The following is a 20,011-nucleotide window of genomic DNA, read 5'->3' as shown; positions in this document are numbered from 1 at the left end:
ACTTCCTTCAGCCCGGCACACCGTCAGGGCCGGATGGCGGTGCCGAGGATCTGCGGTGTGCTGGGGAACGGTATCCGGGTGTCGGCGGTGGTGAGCCGCTCGATGCGGCCGATGACGAACCCGGCGCGTTCGATCGCCGTACGGGTGTCGCGGCCGCAGTGGCAGCCGCCGCCGAACCAGGGCCAGATGGTGGCGTCGAGGGTCCTCTGCAGGACGCGCCGTGTGGATGTTGCCGCGCGGACGTGCTCGAAGAACCGCAGCTCGCCCCCGGGCCTGAGGACGCGGCGGATCTCGGCGAGCGCGATGTCCTGGTCGGGGACGGTGCACAGGACGAGGCAGGCGATCGCGGCGTCGCATGAGCCGTCGGCGGCGGGGAGATGGTCGGCCAGGCCGTCGACGATCGTGACCGGGACGGTGCCCTGGCCGGCCGAGGTCTCGGCGATGGAACGCAGGTGCGGCTCGGGTTCGACGGCGACGACCTCGGTGACCGCGTCGGGGTAGTGGCGGAAGTTGAGGCCGTTGCCGGCGCCCACTTCGATCACCCTGCCGGACAGCCCGTTCAGGAGCGCCGCGCGGTGCGCTGCGACGCCGCGTTCCAGCGCGAGGCTGGCGCGGGCGTAGTAGCGAGCGAACATGGGGTGCCGGTGTTTCATCGCGTCCTCCCGATGCTCGGGCCGCCGTCTGATTCGGAGGGTACGACGCCCGGGAGGCGGCGGCGTCGTATCGCCATCCGGCCGAGCGGCTCCACCGTGTCCGGGCCCGAGTCCGGGCATAGAGGGCATAGAGTCGTCCGCCGTGATCGAATCATCTGCCTACCTGAGTGCGACCGCAGAGGCCTACGACGCCAACGTGGTGCGCTACGCCGAGTTCGTCCGAGAGGCGCTGAACGACCTGCCGCTGGACCGCTCAATTCTCGCCGCGTTCGCTGCGTTCGTGCAGGCCGACGGCGGTGGGTCCGTCGCCGAACTCGGCTGTGGGCCCGGCCAGACGACGGCGCACCTGCGGGACCTGGGCCTGGACGCCTTCGGCGTCGACCTGTCGCCGAAGATGATCGACTACGCCCGCGCCGCCTACCCCGAGCTGCGCTTCGAGGTCGGCTCGATGGACGCCCTCGGCCAGGCCGACGGCGAGCTGAGCGGCATTCTGTCCTGGTACTCGATCATCCACACCCCTCCGGCGGAGGTGCCGTCGTACTTCGCCGAGTTCCGCCGGGTGCTGGCTCCAGGCGGTCATCTCCTGCTCGGCTTCTTCGAGTCCGAGGGCGAGCCGGTGACGATGTTCGATCACAAGGTGACGCCGGCCTACCGGTGGCCGATCGACGACCTCGCCGCGCTGGCGCGCGAGGCGGATTTCGTGGAGGTCGGCCGGATGCTGCGCGAGCCCGGCGAGGACGAGAGGTTCCGCCGAGGCCACTTGCTCATGCGCAGACGGTAGACCTGGCGAACGACGCGTTCAGGAAGGGTGACTCCGGCCGGCCCTCGGCGCTCCCCGAAGGCCGGCCTTGCTCACAGGCACATCCAGCAGTACAGCCGGTCACCCGCCTGGCGAGCACGACGGGCCAGAGCGACCAGGCTTTCAACGAATCGCAGGGCCGATGTCGGGTCCGGGTGATCACCGAACTCCTCGATCCGGGACCATTCGCCGGCGATCGAGGGCAGCGCGCCGTCGTCGACCTCGGCGAGCGCGTCGCGGATCCGATCGGGGAGTTCGTCCAGCGAAGGGCCGTCCTTCCACGGAGAGTCCTCGGGCAGCCGTTCCCACTCTTCCTGAGATCTGGGCCTGGTCTCCTCCGGAGGCCACACGCCGACGGTCTCGACCAGGCCGACGCTCCACGGCACGCCGAGGATCAGCCCGACCAGTTTGCCGAGGATGACGTACGGATCGATGCCCTTCGCGTCCAGGGCATCCACGCCCGCACCGATGGTCGCCGGGCCTCTCGGTACGCCGTCACCCTCGTCGAGCAGCCGAAGTGCCGTCTCACCGTCGGGTGCCCGGAAATAATCGAACAACACGCCCACGCCATCCGCTCCTGTCAACGTCTCACGACCACGGCCCTGAGCGGGCGCGTGGCTGGTTCACTGAGGTCTGTGACCTCATCGGCATTCGAAACCACCAAGCCGGACAACGTCTCCTACCTCGACCGGCTCGCCAGGACCGATCTGGGCCGCTCCTACAAACGGCGCATGCTCGAGGAACTCGACGTCCGCGCCGGGCAGACGGTGCTGGACGTCGGCTGCGGTCCGGGCACCGACCTCGAATCTCTCGCCGAGAGGGTCACCCCGGCCGGAGCGGTGATCGGCGTCGACCGCGACGAGAGGATGGTCGACGCCGCGCGGGAGCGTACCGCCGACTTTGCCGCCGTCGACGTCCGGCTCGGCGACGTCCATGACCTGCCGCTGGCGGCCGGCACCGTCGACCGGGCCCGTACCGACCGGGTGTTGCAACACGTGGACGATCCCCTCCAGGCGCTGATCCAGATACACCGGGTGCTGCGGCCGGGCGGGCGGCTGGTCATGGGCGAACCCGACTGGGACACCCTGGCCATCGATCACCCCGACAGCCGGCTTTCGAGCGCCTACACCCGCCACGTCACCGACAAGGTGATCCGGAACGCGAGGATCGGCCGGCAGCTCGCCCGGCTGGCGACCGAGGCCGGGTTCTTCGTGCCCACGGTCATCCCGGTGACCCCGGTGTTCCGGGACGTCCAGGCCGCCGACAAGGTGCTCGGCCTGGAGCGCACCACCCAGCGGGCCGTGGCCGCCGACTACCTCACAGCCGAGGAGGCACGACGCTGGCTCGACCACCTCGCCCGCGGGCCGTTCCTCGCGGCCGTGACCTTCTACATCATCGTCGCCGAGTCGTAGCTCCGCCTCACGCCGGCACCGACGCGGTCGGAGGAACATGACCGGGACACTAGGCGGTGGCACTGACGGTTTCAGCGAACCGGAGCGGGCCGCCGAGGGTGATCCGAGCGGCCGTACGGCGGTCACTCCCGGGGGGAGCGCGAGCGCGCGAAGGCCTCCAGTTTCGCCGGGTTCAACACCCACATGAGCGTACGGATGCCCTCGGACAGAGCCTCGATGCTCAGCAGAGCGACGTCGGTGCCGTCGCGGGAGACCAGGATGCCGGGGTTTCCGTTGGCCTCCACCCATTCCAGGTGCGCGCCGGGCCAGAAGCGCGGCCCGAAGGCGACGATGAACTTCGCCACGCGGGTGTGGCCGACGACCGGGAACTTCGCGGCCCCTCTCATGCCGTTGCCGTCGGTGTAGCTGACGACGTCCGCGGCGAACAGCTCCTCGAGGGCGGCGACGTCGCCCGCCCGGGCCGCGGCGAGGAACACCTCCAGGAGCCGCCGGTGCTCGGCCGAGTCGACGGGCTCGCGTCGCTCGGCGGACAGGCGCTTGCGGGCACGGCTGACGATCTGACGGGTGTTGACGGCGCTGACCTGCAGGATGTCGGCGATCTCGCCGTACGGGTAGTCGAAGGCCTCACGGAGGACGTAGGCCGCGCGCTCGGTGGGGTTCAGCTTCTCCAGCAGGAGCAGGACGGCGAGTTCGACCGCCTCTCCGCGTTCGGCTCCGACCGCGGGGTCGGCGCTCGTGTCGATGGGTTCGGGCAGCCAGGGGCCGACATAGGTCTCGCGGCGTACTCTGGCGGACTGCGCCACGTTGATGGCCAGGCGGGTGGTCGTGCGCGCCAGGAACGCCGACGGGTCGATCACCGCGCTACGGTCGGTCTTCTGCCAGCGCAGCCAGACCTCCTGGAGGATGTCCTCGGCCTCCGCCACGCTGCCGAGCATGCGGTAGGCGATGCCGAAGAGGCGCGGGCGCACCTCCAAGAACGTCGAGGCCGCTTCGTCAAGACCGCCGCCGTTTCCTGGCTGTTCTGTGCGCATGCACCGCCCGCCCGACTACCGTCCGTTTACCGCTCGTCGCTTGTCCTCCAGCCTACCGAGGGCGGTCGGGCGGAACGGAGACAGGCCACGGCAGCGCACCACGGGTGCGGGCACCTGGCGGGCCGCGGCGGGAGGCCGGGAGGTAGGCACCGCGGCCCGCCAGGGATGGCGCGCACGGAGGGACGGTGGGGCGTGCGCGCCTGGCAGGTCGGCGCTTCCGCCGTGACCTGCCGGGGGTGGCGTGCACCGCAGGACGCACGCCTGGCTTCTGGACGTCCGAGCCGATCGACGGCCCGATCTGCCAGTAATGACCAGACGATGAGCTCATCTGTGACAGGTACGACCGGCTTGGGAGCCGGCCCGTCCGGCCGATGGGCTGTCACAGCTCCTGGAACTGCCCTGTCTTACCTGGTGACCGGGGGGAATCCCTCCGCCCCGGGGCAGGACTCGACGAGCAACGAACAAAGGCAAGTGCGTGACTGTCCAGTTTCATGAAGACTTCAGCGGCAAGGTCGTCATCGTCACCGGCGCCGGATCGGGCATCGGCCGTGCCACCGCCCGTGCCTTCGCCCGCGCCGGCGCCCTCGTACTCGGGGTCGGGCGCCGCAAGGGCGCCTTGGCCGAAACCGCCGCCGGACACCCCGGCATCGTCGTGCACCCGGCCGATGTGTGCGCCCCGGACGCGCCCGCCGAGGTGATCGACACCGCCACCGGTCGCTGGGGACGCCTGGACGTGCTGGTCAACAGCGCCGGCGCCACCAAGCTGATGCCGCTGGCCGAGACCACGGCCGACGGTGTCGCCGGCCTGTTCGACCTCAACGTCACCGCGCCGAGCATGTTCGCCCGCGCCGCCCTGCCCCACCTGCGCCGGACCAAGGGGTCGATCGTCAACGTCTCCAGCACGTACGGCCACCGGCCCCTCCCCGGAGCCGCCCACTACGCCGCGTCAAAGGCCGCCCTGGAGCAGCTCACCCGCAGCTGGGCGCTGGAGTTGGCCGCCGACGGTGTCCGCGTCAACGCCCTGGCTCCCGGGCCGACCGAGAGCGAGGCCCTGGCCGCCGCCGGCCTGTCCGAGACGACCGTCGAAGAGGTCAAACAGGACGAGGCCCGCCGTATCCCGCTCGGCCGCCGCGGCGAACCCGGTGAGGTCGCCGCGTGGATCGTACGTCTGGCCGACCCGGCCACGACCTGGCTCACCGGTCAGATCCTCACCATCGACGGGGGCCTGGACCTCACCTGAGGCGTCGCTTGCCGCCAAGGGGTGAGCCGATCAGTCCGGCTCGGCGTCCGTACGGGCGGCCAGGCGCTGGTGCCGCTGGCGGGCCGCCTGGGCCGAGCCCAACCCCATGGAGAAGGCGATCTGCTGCCAGGTCATGCCTCGTCCCCGCGCCATCTCCAGTAGCCCGATCTCCAGGTCGTCCACCTCTGCTCGCGCCGAGTGGACCAGGGTCAGGGCCGCGGCGATGTCGTCGACGTCCGCGCCGGGCTCGCCCTCCCGAAGCGCCAGCCCACCTCCCGCGACGTCGACGACCTGGCGCAAGGCGTCCAGCGGGCCCATGGGCATCTGGGACTGCTCCCAGCGCTGTCTGAGGTCACCGCGCGCGTGCCGCGCGGTGATCCTCGTCAGCGCCAGGTACCTGCGCTCGGCGCGGGCGTCGGCCGGATCGGGAGCCACGAACGGATCATCGGTCATGCGCTCACGCTAGGAAGTAAACGGCCCGTTGTCAACGAGTTGTTCACCTGCCCGGGATTCCGGCGAGCTCGGCCGGGGGCGGCCCCGGGTGCAGGACGCCGAGGCGCTGGGTCGCCCGGGTGAGGGCCACGTACAGGTCGTTCCGGCCGCGCGGCGAGTCGGTCAGGATCGCCGCGGGGTCGGCGATCAGGACCGAGTCGAACTCCAGCCCCTTCGCCTGCCGGACGCTCAGCACGACGACCGGGCGTTCCAGGTCGGGGTCGGCGCCGTACGCAGCGCCGGGGACCTCGGCGGCGACGGCAGCGGACAGTTCCGCCAGCCGGCTCTCCGGGACGATCACGGCCAGGCGGCCCTCCTCCAGGCGCGCCGCCTCCCGCGCGGCGTGCTCGGCCAGGGTCCGCGGAAGGCCGCCGGGGGTGGTGGCGAGCCGCCAGGGCGGCACGCCCGTCTCCCGTACGGACCGGGGCGGCTCCAGGGCGGGGTCGAGGGCGGCGAGCACGTCCGCGGCGGCGGCCATGATCTCGGCCGGGGTCCGGTAGTTGACGGTCAGCCGGGCGAGGCGCCACCGGTCGCCCGCGTGGGGGCGCAGGACCCGTTCCCACGAGGAGGTGCCGGCCGCGTCGCCGGTCTGCGCCACGTCACCCACGATCGTCATCGAGCGGCTCGGGCAGCGCCGCATGAGCAGCCGCCAGGCCATCGCGGACAGCTCCTGCGCCTCGTCCACGATCACATGCCCGAACGCCCAGGTACGGTCGGCGGCGGCCCGCTCGGCGATGGTGCGGTGGGTCACCGTCTCCTGCCGCTCGGCCAGTTCTTCGGCGCCCAGCAGGTCGGCGGCGGTGAGGATCTCCGGATCCTCGCCCTCCTCCAGATCGCTGGACCGCGAGCCGACCGTGATGTCCAGCACGCCCTGCGCGTATGCGATCTGCTCGCGGCGCTCGGCCGCCGCCCGCGCCCGGGAAGCCGCCTGCGCCCGTGCCTCCCGGTCGTCCGCGCCGAGCCACTCGGCCGCCTCGTCCAGCAGCGGAACGTCCGCGGGGGTCCAGCCGCCGCCCGGCGCGCGCCGCAGCAGCCCGCGCTCCGCGTCGCTGAGACCGGGCGCGGCCGAGGCGAGCCGCGCCGGGTCGGCGAACAGATCGGACAGCAGCCGCTGCGGCGTCAGGCCGGGCCACAGCTCGTCGAGCGCGGCCCGTACGCCCGGGGCGGAGGCGAGTTCGCCGCGCAGCTGCGCCAGGTCGTCCTCGTCCAGGAGCGGCCGTCCGTCGTCCTCGGCGACGGGATCGGCGTCGAGGAGCTCCTGGGGGTACCCGGCCGCGAGCAGGGCCCGTACGTCCGCCCGGCTGAGCGCGTCGTGCCCGTCGCCCCCGTCGAGCGGACGACCGTCGTCGTCGAGCGTGAGGGCCTCAAGGCGCTCGGCGACCTGCCGGGTGAGCAGGTCGAGCATCCGCCGTACGAAGATCCGCCGGGCCTGGTTGTGAGGCACCGGACCGTTCAGCGCCGCCCGCGCGGCGCGCCGGTAGTCCTCCTCCTCGATCCGCAGCGTCTCGTCGCCGTACGGGATCTCGACGGGGCCGCGGGGCGGGGCCTGCCGATCCCGTACGGCCGCGGCCACCACGTCGGCCATGATCGCCCTGCCCTTGATCTCGGCGGTCGCGGGTGGTTCGGCGCGGTCGGCCGTGACCCCGGGGAACAGCCCGCCGACCGTCGACAGCAGCACGCTGGTCTCGCCGAGGCCGGGCAGCACCTGGCCGATGTACCGCAGGAAGGTGGCGTTCGGCCCCACGACGAGCACGCCGCGCTCCGCCAGGCGCCGGTGGGTGTAGAGGAGGTACGCGGCGCGGTGCAGCGCGACGGCCGTCTTCCCGGTGCCCGGCCCGCCCTGCACGACCAGCACTCCGTGTGGGCCGGATCGGATGATCTCATCCTGCTCGGCCTGCAGAGTCTCCACGATGTCCCGCATCCGGCCGGTACGCCCGGCGTTGACCGCCGCCAGCAGCGCGGCCTCCCCGATCAGTCCCTGCTCGCCGTCGGCGTCGCCGTCCAGGACCTCGTCGTCCAGGCCCACCACCCGGCGGTTCCGCGTGGTGATGTGGCGCCGGCGCCGTACACCGTCCGGCGCGGCGGCCGTGGCCACGTAGAACGGGCGCGCGGCCGGGGCGCGCCAGTCGATCAGCAGCGGCTCGCCCTGGTCGTCGAGGACTCCGATCCGCCCGATGTAGAACCGCTCGTCGCGCCGATCGAGCCGGCCGAAACACAGTCCCTTCTCGGCCGCGTCGAACTTCGCCACCCGCTCGGCGTACCGCGCGACCGCGGATTCCCGTTCGACCAGCGCCTGCCTGGTGCCGCCGGTCTCCCGCAGCACGCCGGCCAGCCGCTCCGTCATCCGTTCTCGCAGCTCGTCGACGCGCCGATAAAGCATCGCGACGTAATCCTGTTCGCGCTCGATCTCGCGAGTGGACAATTGTGGCCCCTTCTTGCTATAATGTAAAAGGAGATTTCTGTGATCGTCGATTCACAATAGAGTCGATAGCCATCGTAATTCTTTTTGTGGCCATGTTGGGGCCACGATCACCCGTCATGTCGACGAGATTCTCCGCGGCATCGATTCTCACCGCGTGCACGGCCTTTCCTTCCTGGACGCCCTGCGGCCGGCCACGCCCGGCCGTCGCGCGAACGCGACGGCCCCCACCGGCGGACGGGCGCGGTGGGGGCCGATCTGCTCGGCGGCGTCAGTCGCGTGGGCCGCGGTAGCCGAGGCGGCCACGGGTGACGATGAGGAGGGCGACCGCGACGGTGCCGTAGCCGATGACGCCGGCGGTGAGCATCCACGACTCGTGCGTATCGGCGAACAGCTCCGGCAGGACCAGGCTGGCGACCGCGTTGTTGCTCGCGTGCAGCAGCAGCGCGACCGGCAGACTCTCGCGGGTGTGGTTGAACACCCAGGTGATCAGGTAGCTGATCGCGACGGCCATGAGGAAGAACGTGCCGACCGTGATCCACCAGTGGGCGGTCTCGGGCCGCTTGCCGGCGAGCGACCAGCTCGTGAAGAACAGCGGCAGGTGCCAGCCGGCCCAGACCACGCCGAGGATCAGGGTGCCGAGGGCGGCGCCGTGTCGACGCTGGATCAGCGGGAGGGCGAAGTCGCGCCAGCCGGGCTCCTCGGCCAGGCCGGTGGTCAGCACCTGGACGGCGAGCATGGGCAGGTACGCGGCGACGACGGCGAGGGAGGGGACGCGGAGGCTCTCCGCGGCGCCGGGCAGCGCCACCGTGCCGCCCACGAGCAGCACCGGGACGCCGATCAGCACGATCGGGTACCAGTACCAGCCGCCGACCCGCATCCGGAACAGCCGCTGCCGCCAGCGGCGCAGCCCCTCCCGCCCGCCGGCGATCGCCGACACCACGAGGGCGGAGCCGAGCGGCCCGAGGTACGCCCCCGGCAGGACGCCGGGGATCTGGCTGTCACCGAGCACCTTGGGGAAGCGGAAGTTCAGCACGCCGAGTCCGTCGCCGGACAGGACGTACGGCAGCCAGGCCAGCCAGCTCGCCGCGTAGGCCAGGACGAAGAACGCGACCAGCGGGTGCCGCCGGACCGCTCCGACGGGACCGCGGGAAGCGGCCGCGGGGCTGCGAGGCTCGGCACGGTGGGCGGTTGGGGACGGCATCGTGGGCGTGCTCATCGGTCGGACCCTTCGGGGACGGCGGGTTGGTGGGCGAGAACATCGCACCATCGCGGCGGGGCCCGAGTCGCTCCCGCGACCTGCACAAACGCGCTCCAGCGGCCTGTATCCCCGCAGTAGTGCAGGCTGGAGTACGCGGCGCCGGCCGGCGGGACATCGGAAATCGAACAACGTCACCGGGGAACCCGGATAACAGCGGCCGCGTCGGATCCTTCGTCGTCGATCAGGTGCATGACGCGACGGTCGGCGGCATTTGTTTCAGACAAACATGAAGTGTGGCCGGGTGGCCGCGGGGTTTCCCTACGATGACTGCCGACCATCCAGTGAAATGGCAGGGAAAAACGAGGTGAGAATGTTCAGCCGTCCCGTCGCGACCGTTGTCGTCATCGCGGCTGCGGGAATGACACTGGCAGCCTGTGGATCGTCGACGCACCAGTCCGCCGGGACTCGCGCCGCCGCGAAGCCGGCCGGAGTCGAGAACTCTCCCCAGTCGCCGTCCACGCAGGAAAGCAGCGCCGGCAAGGCCGCCCGGCCGACCGCGCCGAACGCCGCGAAGCCCGCCGACAAAGCGCCGTCGGCTCAGGCCAAGACCGCGGCGAAGTCCTTGTACAAGATCAACGAATTCCGTACCGCCGGCGACAAGGGCTACTTCTACACGCTCAGTGCGAACGAGGCGAACAGCGCCGCGTCGCGGTACAAGTTCACCCGGGTCAGCCACAGTCTGGGCTATCTGTCGAGCAAGCCGTTCAAGGGCTCGATAACGCTTTACCGGTTGCGGTACAAGCCCTTCTCCTCCTACCTGATCACCATCTCAGCCTCCGAGCGGAACAAGCTCGTCTCCTCCGGCAACTTCGTCAACGAAGGCATCATGGGCTACGCCTCCAAGAGCAAGACCGGCAAGACGCTGCTGTGGCGCGTGGCCGACAACAGCCGCTGGCGGGTCGTCCGTCACAGCGAGGTCGCCTCGCTCGTGAAGCAGGGCTGGCACTCGGACGGTCCCATCGGCTACGCCTGGAAGTCGGCGTAGCGAGAACCGGGACCCGCGTTACGTGAGGCCGGGGCACGGCCTCGCGGAACGACGCGTCATCGGCGGGAAGCACGGGCACGCGGCCGGTCACCCGAGGGTGTACGGCCAAGTGTCATCCCGGGACGGACGCCGGGGCACAGGCCTCCACGTAGCGTGTTGGTACAACCTGAGACCACCACGGAGGCCTGACGCGTCGCCTGTGAATTCGGGGGGATTCATGGGGGAGGCGATGCGAGGGCCGGTTTCCCGGGCCCTGGATCTGTACCCGTCCAAAGCCCAGGAAAGCGAATGTTCGCGGGTGGGCCCTCTTTGGGGGAAGGGGACCCACCCGCGAACGTCGCATGTACGCCGTGACCAGGGCGCCGCCGGTTCACCCGGCGGCGCCTTCTTCTTGGCCCGTGCTTCTTGGCCCGTGCTTCTTGGCCCGTGCTTCTTGGCCCGTGCTTCTTGGCACGGGCGTCGTCCGTCAGGTGCCGGTCAGCGGCTCGCCCGACGGCGGGGGCACCTCGAACAGGCGGGCGGCGTTGTCGTGGCACACCGCGCGCAGCCAGTCGTCGCCCAGGTCCAGCCGCATGAGAGCGGCCAGCTGCTCCGCGTACGCGTACGGGATGTTCGGGAAGTCCGTGCCCAGCAGGATGCGGTCGCCCAGGTCGGTCAGGCGCGGCGTCAGCGACGACGGCCACGGCCGTAGCCGCTCCGTGAAGCCGGTGAACGCCATCGTCGTGTCCAGGTGGACCCCGGGGAAGCGTTCCGCCAGCGACAGGAACTCCTCATACTCCGGCATCCCCATGTGCGCGATGATCGGCACCAGCCGCGGATGCCGGGCGAGGACCTCGCCGAAGATCGCCGGTCCGGTGTGGCCGCCCGGCTCCGGCCCCGACCCGCAGTGCACGACGACCGGCACGCCCGCCTCCGCCAGCTGCCCCCACACCGGCTCCAGCAGCGGATCGCGCGGGTCGTACCCGCCCACCTGGACGTGCGCCTTGAACACCCGTGTGCCCGAGGCGAGCGCCTCCTTCACGTAGCGCGCCGCGGACGGCTCGGCGTGGAACGTCGCCGTACGCAGAGCGTCGGGCGTACGGTCGGCGAACTCGGCGCCCCAGCCGTTGAGCCACTCCGCCATGCCGGGGCGGTGCGGGTACAGCAGCGCCGTGAACCGCCGTACGCCGAAGGAGCGCAGCAGGCGGAGCCGGTCGGCCTCATCCGACCGGTACCGCGCCGACCACGACAGCCCCGCCTCGGTGAAGCGGTCGAAGTACGCCCGTACCTTCCGTAGCACGTTCTCGGGCATGAAGTGCGTGTGCACGTCGATCAGGCCGGGGAGCCCCAGTGACCGCCAGAAGGCGGGAATGTCGGAGTCGTCCGAGGGGGCGGTGATCAGGGGAGGCATGCCCGCATCATCGCAAAGCGGCGCGAGCGGCCGGCCCGACCTCCCGCCCCGCGAGCCGCCTGCTCTGGTCTCGGTGCGGCCGGGTCAGGCGCGCGCAGCCGTGGTCTCCAGGTCGAGGCGGGCCAGCTGCCGGCGGGACGAGACGCCCAGCTTGGGATAGGCCTTGTAGAGGTGGTACTCGACCGTGCGCGGGCTGAGGAACAGCTGCGCGGCGATCTCACGGCTGCTGTTCCCCTCCGCGGCGAGCCGTACGACCTGGAGCTCCTGCGGCGTGAGCCGGTCGAGGGGATCGGCCGCCGTGGCCTGCTGATGCGACGGGACGGCGGAGCCGGTCTCGCCGGTGGCGCGCAGCTCCGAGCGTGCCCGTTCGGCCCAGGGTGCGGCCTTCAGGCGGTCGAAGAGCCGCGCGGCCGAACGCAGGGGGCCGCGGGCGTCACTCCGGCGCCGTACGCGGCGCAGCCACTCGCCGTGGAGCAGCTCGGTGCGCGCCCGCTCGAACGGCCGCCCGCCGTCCTCCTCGTGCAACCGTACGGCCGACGCGAACGCCGACTCGGCGTCCGCGTCGGTGTCGTGCAGGAGGGCCCGGCTGCGGAGTGCGACGGCGCGCGCCCACAGCGGCCCACCGGCGTCCGCCCATGCGTCCAGCCGCCGGAACGCCTCGCGCGCCTGATCCGGTCTTCCGGCCCGCACCGCCGCCTCGACCTGGTCCGCGGCGGCGGCCATCCCGACCGCGGAGTGCCGCCAGGGCCCCTGTGCGACCTCGTCCAGCCGCTGCAGCGCCGCCTCGTACCGGCCCAGTCCCAGGTCGAGCAGGGCCAGCGCGATGTCCGCGGGCCCGCCGGCGGACGGCGCCGCATCCCCGATCAGCGTCCACAGGCGCTCCTCGTCGCCCTCGATCGCCGCGATCCGCGCCCGCACCGTGCCGATCCGGCTCTCGCGCCCCTCCATGCCGATGTCGCGGGCGATCGTGATCGCCTCCTGCGCGGTGGCCTCGGCGTCGCGGTGCGCCCCGGCCGCGACCTGCGCCTGCGCGAGCGCCTCCAGCACGTTCGGCAGCCCGCCGAGGAGCCCCTCGCGGCGGCGGTGCGCGACCTCGGCGGTGGCCAGTTCGAGCGCGGCGGTGTCGTCGCCGAGGACCAGGCTCCACCGGACCGCCTGGACCCGGTCGTCCGTGGTGGCCGGCGCCGTCGCGCGGCCGTCCCGTACGGCCTGGGCCAGGAGAGGCAGCCCGGCCGCGTAGTCGCCGTCGGCGAGGCGGTCCAGGCCCCGTACGGCGGCGTCGTCGCGACCCGACGCGCCCAGCAGGCCGGCCGCGCGGCCGATCGTCGCGGCGTCGCCCGCGGTCCACGCGTACGTGGCGCCCGTACGCAACATGGCGACGGCGTCCGCGGGCGTCGCGTGCGCGGCGTACTCGACGAGCAGCCGGGCCGCCGCCCCGTGATCGCCGCGCTCGGACTCCACGGCCGCGCGGATCCGGGCGAGCCGGGCCCGCTCGTCCGGGGCGTCGGTGAGCTTCTCCGCCTGCGCCGCGAGTTCGTCGGCGGCGGCGGGACGGCCCGCCCGGAACACCGCGTCCGCCGCCGCGCCGAGGCGCCGCGCCCGGACGGCGCGGTCCGGGGAGAGGTCCGCCGCCTGGCGGTAGAGCGTGGCCGCGGGGCCGAACCCGGCGCGGCGCTGCGCGCGTTCGGCCGCGTCCTGCAACTCGGCGGCGACGTCCTCGTCCGGCGACAACGTCACCGTGGCGAGGTGCCGCACGCGGCAGTCGGGGTCCTCGGACGCGTCGGCGAGCGCCCGGTGCACGGTCATCCGCTGGGCGGCCACGGCGCCGTGGTAGGTCGCGGACCGGATCAGCGGATGCCGGAACCGGATCGAGGCGCCCGTGACCTCGACCAGCCGGGCACGTTCGGCCTCCTCCAGGTCGGTGAGGCCGACGCCGAACGTGGCCGCGGCGGCGAGCAGCGTGGGCATGTGCCCGCGCCCCTCGGCCGCCGCGAGGAGCAGCATGAGCCGGCTCTTCTCGGGGAGGCCGGCGATGCGCGCGCGGAACGCGGCGGCGACCCGTTCGGCCAGCGGCAGCGGCGTCAGGATCGCGGGCGTGCGCCGCGCGGAGCCGAACTCCAGCAGCGCCAGCGGATTGCCCTCGGACTCGCGGACGACCCGCGTACGCAGGTCCGGGGGCAGGCCGTCCCGCTGCTCGGCCAGCAGGCGCTCGGCGTCGGCGTCGGTCAGCCGGGACAGCGGCGTCTCGGGCAGACCCGGGCCGGCGAAGCCGTCCTCACGCGCGGCGAACAGCATCACCACACCTTCGGCGGCGAGCCGGCGGGCGGCGAACAGCAACGCCTCCGCGGTCGCCGCGTCGAGCCACTGGGCGTCGTCGACCAGGCACAGCACGGGCCCGTCCTCGGCGAGCTCGGCCAGGAGCGTCAGCACGGCCAGCCCACAGGCGAAGCGGTTCTGCTCCACGCCACCCGTACCGGCCGGGACGTCGTCCGCGGGCCGGTCGTTCGCGCCGAGGGCGCCGCGTAGGGCGGCGGCCTGCGCGTGCGGCAGACCGTCGATCCGGTCGCGGACCGGCCACAGCAACTGCAGGAGGCCGGCGAACGCGATGTCGCGCTCGGCCTCGAAGCCGGTGACCCGCAGCACCCGCATGTCGCCGCCCGCCTCCGGCGGGGCGTGCGTCGCCTCTTCCGCGGCCCATTCGAGCAGCGCCGACTTGCCGATGCCCGCCTCGCCGCGCAGCACCGCCGCGCCGCTGCGCCCGTCGACGCGGGCCTCGGTGATCAGCTGAGAGAGCCACGCCAGCTCGATGTCACGCCCGTGAAGCACGGCATCCAAATTACGGGCCCGAATCCCGAAACCTTACGGATTCGGCCCGTACCCGGCCGTCCGTACGTTCGTGACCAGCCAGAACGACTGGGACATCAAGCGTGAGGAAGCCATGAACGAGCTGTTCGAGCCGGTGAAGATCGGCAAGCTGGACCTGCGGAACCGCCTGGTGATGTCTCCGATGACCCGCAGCCGCGTCGTCGACGCGGGCAGGGTGAACGACCTGACCGTGGAGTACTACGCGCAGCGCGCCGACGCCGGACTGATCATCACCGAGGGCATCCAGCCGAGCGTGATCGGCCAGGGCTACATCTGGACCCCGGGACTGCACGACGCGGCCCAGACGGAGGCGTGGCGGGCGGTGACCGAGGCCGTGCACGCCCGGGGCGGCCGGATCTTCGCCCAGATCATGCACGGCGGGCGGGTCGGGCACCCGTACCTCTATCCCGACGACGCGCTGCCGGTCGGGCCGTCGCCGATCCCCTCGGGCGAGAAGCTGTTCACCCCGGACGGCCTGCTCGACCACCCGACGCCGCGGGAGCTGACCCTCGAGGACATCGCCCGTACGGTCGAGGACTTCGCGACCGCGGCGCGCAACGCCGTCGAGGCCGGGTTCGACGGGGTGGAACTGCACGGCGCCAACGGCTACCTGATCCAGCAGTTCCTCGCCGACGGGAGCAACCGGCGTACCGACGCGTACGGGGGCTCGATCCCCAACCGGATCCGCTTCGCGGTCGAGGTCGTGCGGGCGGTCGCCGACGCGGTCGGGCCCGAGCGCGTCGGCCTGCGCGTCTCGCCCGGCGGTACGGCCAACGGCGTCAGCGAGAGCGACTCCGAGGAGCTCTACCGCGCCCTGCTGCGCGAACTGGCCCCCCTGGGCCTGGCGTACCTGCACGTCATGGAGCTCGGCGACCGCGCGCTCACGCGGACGCTGCGCGCCGAGTGGCCGGGCGCGCTGATCCTCAACCCGCACCCGACGCCGGAGGCGCTGTCCTCGCCGGCCCGGCCCGAACACGGCGTGGAGGCCCTGCGCGAGGGCGTCGCCGACGCGATCGCGTTCGCCCAGCTCTGGCTGGCCAACCCGGACCTGCCCGCGCGCATCAGGGCCGGCGGACCGTACAACGAGGCCGACCGGGCGACCTTCTACGGCGGCGATCACCGTGGCTACACCGACTACCCGACGATGGAGAGCGGTGTACGGGAGTAGGTCAGCGGCCGGCGAGCCACTGCTGGAGTTCGATCAGGTTGCCCTCCGGGTCGCGCAGGTACGCGACCCGGAGCCGTTCCCACATCACCGACGGCTCCGCGAGCAGCGTGACCCCGCGCTCGGCGAGCGAGGCGGCGTACCGGTCGACGTCGTCGACCTTCAGCACGACGAGCGCCCGGTCCCCGGCGGCCGCCGCGAGGCCGGGCACCGCCTCCGCCAGCGAGGCCCGGTCGTGCAGCGCGATCGCGGCCGGGCCCTCGTCCGGGCTGAACTTCGCGTACGGCCCCGAGTCGTCGTCGAACTGCGGCTTCAGCCCCAGAACGTCCCGGTAGAAGCGAAAGCAGGCCTTGAAGTCGGACACGATCAGTCGTACCTGGGTGAGCTCCATGACCGCCCATTGTTCCGGCCCCTGCGCGACGAAGGGACGACTGGGTAGAGTCCAGACATAATTTCGGAATCCGATTCGGTCAGCCGGAGGCCTCATGGACGCCCAGGACTTCGCGGATGTGCTCGACGCGGTCCGTTCCTTCGTGCGCGAGAAGGTGGTTCCGCGCGAGGAGGAGATCGAGGAGACCGACCGGATCCCGGACGACATCCGCCAGGCCTCGGCCGACATGGGCCTGTTCGGCTACGCGCTCCCGGAGGCGTACGGGGGGCTGGGCCTGTCGATGAGCGAGGAGGTACGGCTCGCGTTCGAACTCGGCTACACCGGCCCGGCCTTCCGGTCGATGTTCGGCACGAGCAACGGCATCGCCGGGCAGGTGATCGTCAAGGCCGGGACCGACGAGCAGAAGGAACGGTGGCTCCCGCGGCTCGCGGCCGGTACGGCGATCGGCGCGTTCGCGCTGACCGAGGCCGAGGCCGGCTCCGACCCCAGCACGCTGACCACGACGGCCCGCAGGGACGGCGACCACTACGTCATCGACGGCAGCAAGCGGTTCATCACGAACGCGCCCGAAGCCGACGTGTTCATGGTGTTCGCCCGCACCGGGGGCGAGGGAGGCCACGGCATCTCCACCTTCATCGTCGAGGCGGGCGCCGAGGGCCTCACCGTGGGCCGGCCGGACCAGAAGATGGGGCAGCGCGGCGCCCACACCGCCGAGGTCTTCTTCGACGGCGTACGCGTCCCGGCGTCGGCCATGGTCGGCGAGGAGGGCACCGGGTTCCGTACGGCGATGACCTCGCTCTCCCACGGACGCCTGCACATCGCCGCCGTCTGTGTCGGGCTGAGCCGGCGGCTCCTCGACGAGACCGTCGCGTACGCCAAGGAGCGGAAGCAGGGCGGGCGGCGGATCGCCGACCACCAGCTCATCCAGGGCCTGCTCGCCGACTCCCAGACCGAGCTGTACGCGGGCCGCGCGATGGTCCTTCAGGCCGCCGAGGCGTACGACTCGGGCGAGGACCGCCGGATGGGCCCCTCGTGCGCGAAGTACTTCTGCTCGGAGATGGCCGGGCGGATCGCCGACCGTGCCGTGCAGGTCTTCGGCGGGATGGGCTACATGCGCGGCGTGGCCGTCGAGCGTCTCTACCGCGACGTCCGCCTCTTCCGCATCTATGAGGGCACCAGCCAGATCCAGCAGATCGTCATCGCCCGTGCCCTGGTCCGCTGAGGCACGGGTTATCGATTTCGTGTCGCCGACGTGGACCGTGTATGGTTACGGAGCGCGGAAGGCCGCACGCCCCCTTAGCTCAGTCGGCAGAGCGTCTCCATGGTAAGGAGAAGGTCTACGGTTCGATTCCGTAAGGGGGCTCCACCAGCCGATATTCACTCCAAGAGTGTGATGTCGGCTGTTCCGGGTGCGGGCGGGGAATCCTGTATTCTGTCCCCGGTCCTCCCGGATTTGTTCGTGGCGGAGTAGCTCAGTCAGGCAGAGCAAGCGGCTCATAATCGCTGTGTCGCCGGTTCAAGTCCGGCCTCCGCTACTACCTCACCGATCGCCCGCACCTGTGAGCGGTCCGGTGAGGGTTGTCAGTCATTGTCCCTTGGAAGGAAGGCACTCCCTCGTGGCTGCCACCGACGTACGGCCAAAGATCACGCTGGCCTGCCAGGAGTGCAAGCACCGCAACTACATCACGCGGAAGAACCGGCGCAACGACCCGGACCGCATGGAGCTGAAGAAGTACTGCCCGAACTGCCGCAAGCACCAGGCGCACCGCGAGACCCGCTGAGTAGCGCCTTCGGGCACCACCGAAACTCACCCGGCCCGTCCCGGCGATCTGCCGGGGCGGGCTGAACCGCGTTCTGTTACGGTCGCCCCATCGGCACCGGCCGGGACCGGTGGCGGTGCGCACTCGGCTCGAAGGGATGTACTGCATGGCGCTGAACCGCGACTTCATCGGGCGCGCGTTCCCGAAGTCGGAGCCGTACGAGGTCTCCCGCGTGAAGATCAGGGAGTTCGCCGACGCGATCGGCGACCCGAACCCGATCTACCGTGACCGCGACGCCGCCAAGGCCGCGGGCCACCCCGACGTGATCGCGCCGCCCACCTTCCCGATCGTGATCACGCTCGGCACCGACGCGCTGCTCGACCCCGAGCTGGGCCTGAACTTCGCGATGGTGGTCCACGGCGAGCAGCGCTTCGAGTACCAGCGCCCGCTGCGGGCCGGCGACGTGGTGGTGACCGAGTCGACGATCTCCGGCATCCGCTCGATCGGCCGCAACGAGCGCCTCGAGGTCCAGACCGTCGTCATGACGGTCGAGGGCGAGCCCATCTGCACGTCGCACAACGTCCTGATCGAGCGGGGGGCCTGATGACCGCCACGGTGAAGTACGACGAGGTCGAGGTCGGCCAGGAGATCCCGGAGCGCACCTACCCGGTCAAGCGGCTCGACCTGGTCAGGTACGCCGGCGCGTCCGGCGACTTCAACCCCATCCACTGGAACGAGAAGTTCGCCAAGTCCGTCGGCCTGCCCGACGTCATCGCGCACGGCATGTACACCATGGCCGAGGGCGGCCGGTTCGTCACCGACTGGGCCGGCGACCCGGGCGCGGTGATCGACTACGGCGTCCGGTTCTCCTCGATGGTCGTCGTCCCCGACGACGAGGGCGCCGAGATCGTGATCTCCGGCAAGATCGAGGAGAAGCGCGACGACAACACCGTCGTGGTCGCGCTGACCGCCCGTTCGGCCGGTGAGAAGGTCCTCACCCGCGCCAAAGCAACGGTGCGCCTGGCCTGATGGCCGTCCTCTGCGAGCGGGTGAACCTCTCCGGCTACACCACGCTACGCCTCGGCGGCCCGGCGCACCGCTTCGTCGAGGCCACGACCGACGATGAGCTGATCGGCGCCGTCCGCGACGCCGACGAGGCCGGTGAGCCCCTCCTCGTCCTCGGCGGCGGCAGCAACCTCGTCGTCGCCGACGAGGGCTTCCCCGGCACGGTCGTCCACGTCGCCACCCGCGGTGTGACGATCGACCCGTCCCCGCGCGGCGGCGTGCTGGTCCGCGCGCAGGCGGGCGAGGAGTGGGAGCCGTTCGTCGCCCGTTGCGTGGACGAGGGGCTCGCCGGGGTCGAGTGCCTGTCCGGCATCCCGGGCCGCCTCGGCGCGACGCCCATCCAGAACGTCGGCGCGTACGGCCAGGACGTCAGCGAGACGATCGTCTCCGTCCGCGCGTACGACCGCGAGCGCGGCGGGGTCGTCACCCTCGACCGGGAGGCCTGCGGGTTCGGCTACCGCACCAGCGCCTTCAAGCGCTCCCGCCGTCACGTCGTGCTGGAGGTGACGTTCGCGTTGGAGCCGGCTGACCTGTCCACGCCGATCCGCTACGCCGAACTGGCCCGCCGCCTGGACGTGTCCGCCGGTGACCGGGTACCCCTCAAGGACGCCCGCGAGGCCGTGCTGGCGCTGCGCCGCGGCAAGGGCATGGTCCTGGACGCCACCGACCCCGACACGCGCAGCGCCGGGTCGTTCTTCACCAACCCGATCCTCGATCCCGAGCAGGTGGCCGCGCTGGAGAGGCGGGTCGCCGACCGGCTCGGCCCGGACGCGATGTTCCCGCGCTACCCGGAGGCCGACGGGCACGTGAAGACCTCGGCCGCCTGGCTCATCGACAAGGCCGGTTTCGGCAAGGGGCACGCCCGCGGCCCGGTGCGCATCTCGACCAAGCACACTCTGGCCCTGACCAACCCGGACGGCGCCCGTACGGCGGACCTGCTGGCCCTCGCCCGCGAGGTCCGCGACGGGGTACACGCGGTGTTCGGCGTGACCCTGGTCAACGAGCCGGTCTTCGTGGGCGTCGAGCTCTGACGGCCAAGGTTGTTGAACCCTCAAATACCTGCCCGGAGACGGGAATCGCGCC

Annotated in this window: 19 protein-coding genes and 2 tRNA genes; 12 read left to right on the top strand and 9 right to left on the bottom strand. The window is 71.8% G+C overall.

Annotation, left to right across the window (positions count from 1 at the left end; translation table 11 throughout):
- Positions 1-23: 23 nt before the first annotated feature.
- Positions 24-653 carry a class I SAM-dependent methyltransferase gene (locus tag ABEA10_RS02610; RefSeq protein ID WP_345456805.1) on the bottom strand — a complete coding sequence of 210 codons (630 nt, stop codon included), beginning with the start codon at positions 651-653 and terminating at the stop codon, positions 24-26.
- A gap of 145 nt (positions 654-798) precedes the next feature.
- Between ABEA10_RS02610 and ABEA10_RS02605 the strand changes: the two genes are divergently transcribed.
- Positions 799-1,434: a class I SAM-dependent methyltransferase gene (locus tag ABEA10_RS02605; protein WP_345458048.1), complete on the top strand. Its 636-nt coding sequence runs from the start codon at positions 799-801 to the stop codon at positions 1,432-1,434.
- Positions 1,435-1,505: 71 nt separating this feature from the next.
- Here the strand turns inward: ABEA10_RS02605 and ABEA10_RS02600 are convergent, their stop codons facing one another.
- A complete protein-coding gene (locus tag ABEA10_RS02600; RefSeq protein ID WP_345456803.1) occupies positions 1,506-2,018 on the bottom strand; it encodes a hypothetical protein in 513 nt (170 codons plus the stop codon).
- 69 nt (positions 2,019-2,087) lie between these two features.
- On the opposite strand from ABEA10_RS02600, the gene ABEA10_RS02595 reads away from it, so the two are divergent.
- A complete protein-coding gene (locus ABEA10_RS02595) occupies positions 2,088-2,864 on the top strand; it encodes a methyltransferase domain-containing protein (protein WP_345456800.1) in 777 nt (258 codons plus the stop codon).
- Between the two features lie 122 nt (positions 2,865-2,986).
- Here the strand turns inward: ABEA10_RS02595 and ABEA10_RS02590 are convergent, their stop codons facing one another.
- Complete coding sequence (locus tag ABEA10_RS02590) at positions 2,987-3,895, bottom strand: RNA polymerase sigma-70 factor (RefSeq protein WP_345456797.1); 909 nt, start codon at positions 3,893-3,895, stop codon at positions 2,987-2,989.
- 475 nt (positions 3,896-4,370) lie between these two features.
- On the opposite strand from ABEA10_RS02590, the gene ABEA10_RS02585 reads away from it, so the two are divergent.
- Positions 4,371-5,135: an SDR family NAD(P)-dependent oxidoreductase gene (locus tag ABEA10_RS02585; RefSeq protein ID WP_345456794.1), complete on the top strand. Its 765-nt coding sequence runs from the start codon at positions 4,371-4,373 to the stop codon at positions 5,133-5,135.
- A 30-nt stretch (positions 5,136-5,165) separates the two neighbouring features.
- Here the strand turns inward: ABEA10_RS02585 and ABEA10_RS02580 are convergent, their stop codons facing one another.
- The 3 genes from ABEA10_RS02580 to ABEA10_RS02570 form a co-directional block, all read right to left on the bottom strand.
- Positions 5,166-5,588, bottom strand: a complete 423-nt coding sequence (locus tag ABEA10_RS02580; protein ID WP_345456791.1) for a DNA-binding protein — start codon at positions 5,586-5,588, stop codon at positions 5,166-5,168.
- Positions 5,589-5,631: 43 nt separating this feature from the next.
- The gene (locus tag ABEA10_RS02575) at positions 5,632-8,049 is read right to left on the bottom strand and encodes a HelD family protein (protein ID WP_345456788.1); all 2,418 of its coding nucleotides are present in this window, start codon (positions 8,047-8,049) and stop codon (positions 5,632-5,634) included.
- 268 nt (positions 8,050-8,317) lie between these two features.
- Positions 8,318-9,265 (bottom strand): CPBP family intramembrane glutamic endopeptidase, encoded by a 948-nt coding sequence (locus ABEA10_RS02570; RefSeq protein ID WP_345456785.1) that lies wholly within the window; start codon positions 9,263-9,265, stop codon positions 8,318-8,320.
- A gap of 352 nt (positions 9,266-9,617) precedes the next feature.
- Here ABEA10_RS02570 and ABEA10_RS02565 point away from each other — a divergent pair, with 352 nt between their 5' ends.
- Complete coding sequence (locus ABEA10_RS02565; protein WP_345456783.1) at positions 9,618-10,292, top strand: hypothetical protein; 675 nt, start codon at positions 9,618-9,620, stop codon at positions 10,290-10,292.
- 466 nt (positions 10,293-10,758) lie between these two features.
- On the opposite strand, the gene ABEA10_RS02560 is transcribed toward ABEA10_RS02565, so the two are convergent.
- Entirely contained in the window at positions 10,759-11,682 is a 924-nt protein-coding gene (locus tag ABEA10_RS02560; protein ID WP_345456781.1) for an amidohydrolase family protein, read from the bottom strand.
- Between the two features lie 84 nt (positions 11,683-11,766).
- Positions 11,767-14,508 (bottom strand): ATP-binding protein, encoded by a 2,742-nt coding sequence (locus ABEA10_RS02555; RefSeq protein ID WP_345456779.1) that lies wholly within the window; start codon positions 14,506-14,508, stop codon positions 11,767-11,769.
- 112 nt (positions 14,509-14,620) lie between these two features.
- On the opposite strand from ABEA10_RS02555, the gene ABEA10_RS02550 reads away from it, so the two are divergent.
- The gene (locus ABEA10_RS02550) at positions 14,621-15,715 is read left to right on the top strand and encodes an alkene reductase (RefSeq protein ID WP_345458045.1); all 1,095 of its coding nucleotides are present in this window, start codon (positions 14,621-14,623) and stop codon (positions 15,713-15,715) included.
- 1 nt (position 15,716) lies between these two features.
- Here the strand turns inward: ABEA10_RS02550 and ABEA10_RS02545 are convergent, their stop codons facing one another.
- On the bottom strand, positions 15,717-16,103 hold the full coding sequence (locus tag ABEA10_RS02545; protein WP_345456777.1) for a VOC family protein: 387 nt from the start codon (positions 16,101-16,103) through the stop codon (positions 15,717-15,719).
- 94 nt (positions 16,104-16,197) lie between these two features.
- Between ABEA10_RS02545 and ABEA10_RS02540 the strand changes: the two genes are divergently transcribed.
- From ABEA10_RS02540 to ABEA10_RS02510, 7 genes are all read left to right on the top strand, one after another.
- Positions 16,198-17,325 carry an acyl-CoA dehydrogenase family protein gene (locus tag ABEA10_RS02540; protein WP_345456774.1) on the top strand — a complete coding sequence of 376 codons (1,128 nt, stop codon included), beginning with the start codon at positions 16,198-16,200 and terminating at the stop codon, positions 17,323-17,325.
- A gap of 68 nt (positions 17,326-17,393) precedes the next feature.
- A tRNA-Thr gene (locus ABEA10_RS02535) sits at positions 17,394-17,469 on the top strand.
- Positions 17,470-17,564: 95 nt separating this feature from the next.
- Positions 17,565-17,638, top strand: a tRNA-Met gene (locus ABEA10_RS02530).
- An 81-nt stretch (positions 17,639-17,719) separates the two neighbouring features.
- Positions 17,720-17,884, top strand: a complete 165-nt coding sequence (gene rpmG, locus ABEA10_RS02525; protein ID WP_285582773.1) for a 50S ribosomal protein L33 — start codon at positions 17,720-17,722, stop codon at positions 17,882-17,884.
- Positions 17,885-18,029: 145 nt separating this feature from the next.
- Complete coding sequence (locus ABEA10_RS02520) at positions 18,030-18,467, top strand: MaoC family dehydratase N-terminal domain-containing protein (protein WP_345456767.1); 438 nt, start codon at positions 18,030-18,032, stop codon at positions 18,465-18,467.
- Positions 18,467-18,892 carry a MaoC/PaaZ C-terminal domain-containing protein gene (locus ABEA10_RS02515; RefSeq protein WP_345456764.1) on the top strand — a complete coding sequence of 142 codons (426 nt, stop codon included), beginning with the start codon at positions 18,467-18,469 and terminating at the stop codon, positions 18,890-18,892. Before ABEA10_RS02520 ends, ABEA10_RS02515 begins: the two co-directional genes overlap by 1 nt.
- On the top strand, positions 18,889-19,959 hold the full coding sequence (locus tag ABEA10_RS02510) for a UDP-N-acetylmuramate dehydrogenase (RefSeq protein WP_425550862.1): 1,071 nt from the start codon (positions 18,889-18,891) through the stop codon (positions 19,957-19,959). Before ABEA10_RS02515 ends, ABEA10_RS02510 begins: the two co-directional genes overlap by 4 nt.
- The last annotated feature ends 52 nt before the right edge of the window (positions 19,960-20,011 follow it).

The sequence above is a fragment of the Actinoallomurus oryzae genome (assembly GCF_039541955.1).
In the GTDB taxonomy this organism is placed as follows: domain Bacteria; phylum Actinomycetota; class Actinomycetes; order Streptosporangiales; family Streptosporangiaceae; genus Actinoallomurus; species Actinoallomurus oryzae.
Note: the sequence above shows the minus strand (reverse complement) of the source record. Positions and strands in the feature narration are given on the sequence as shown.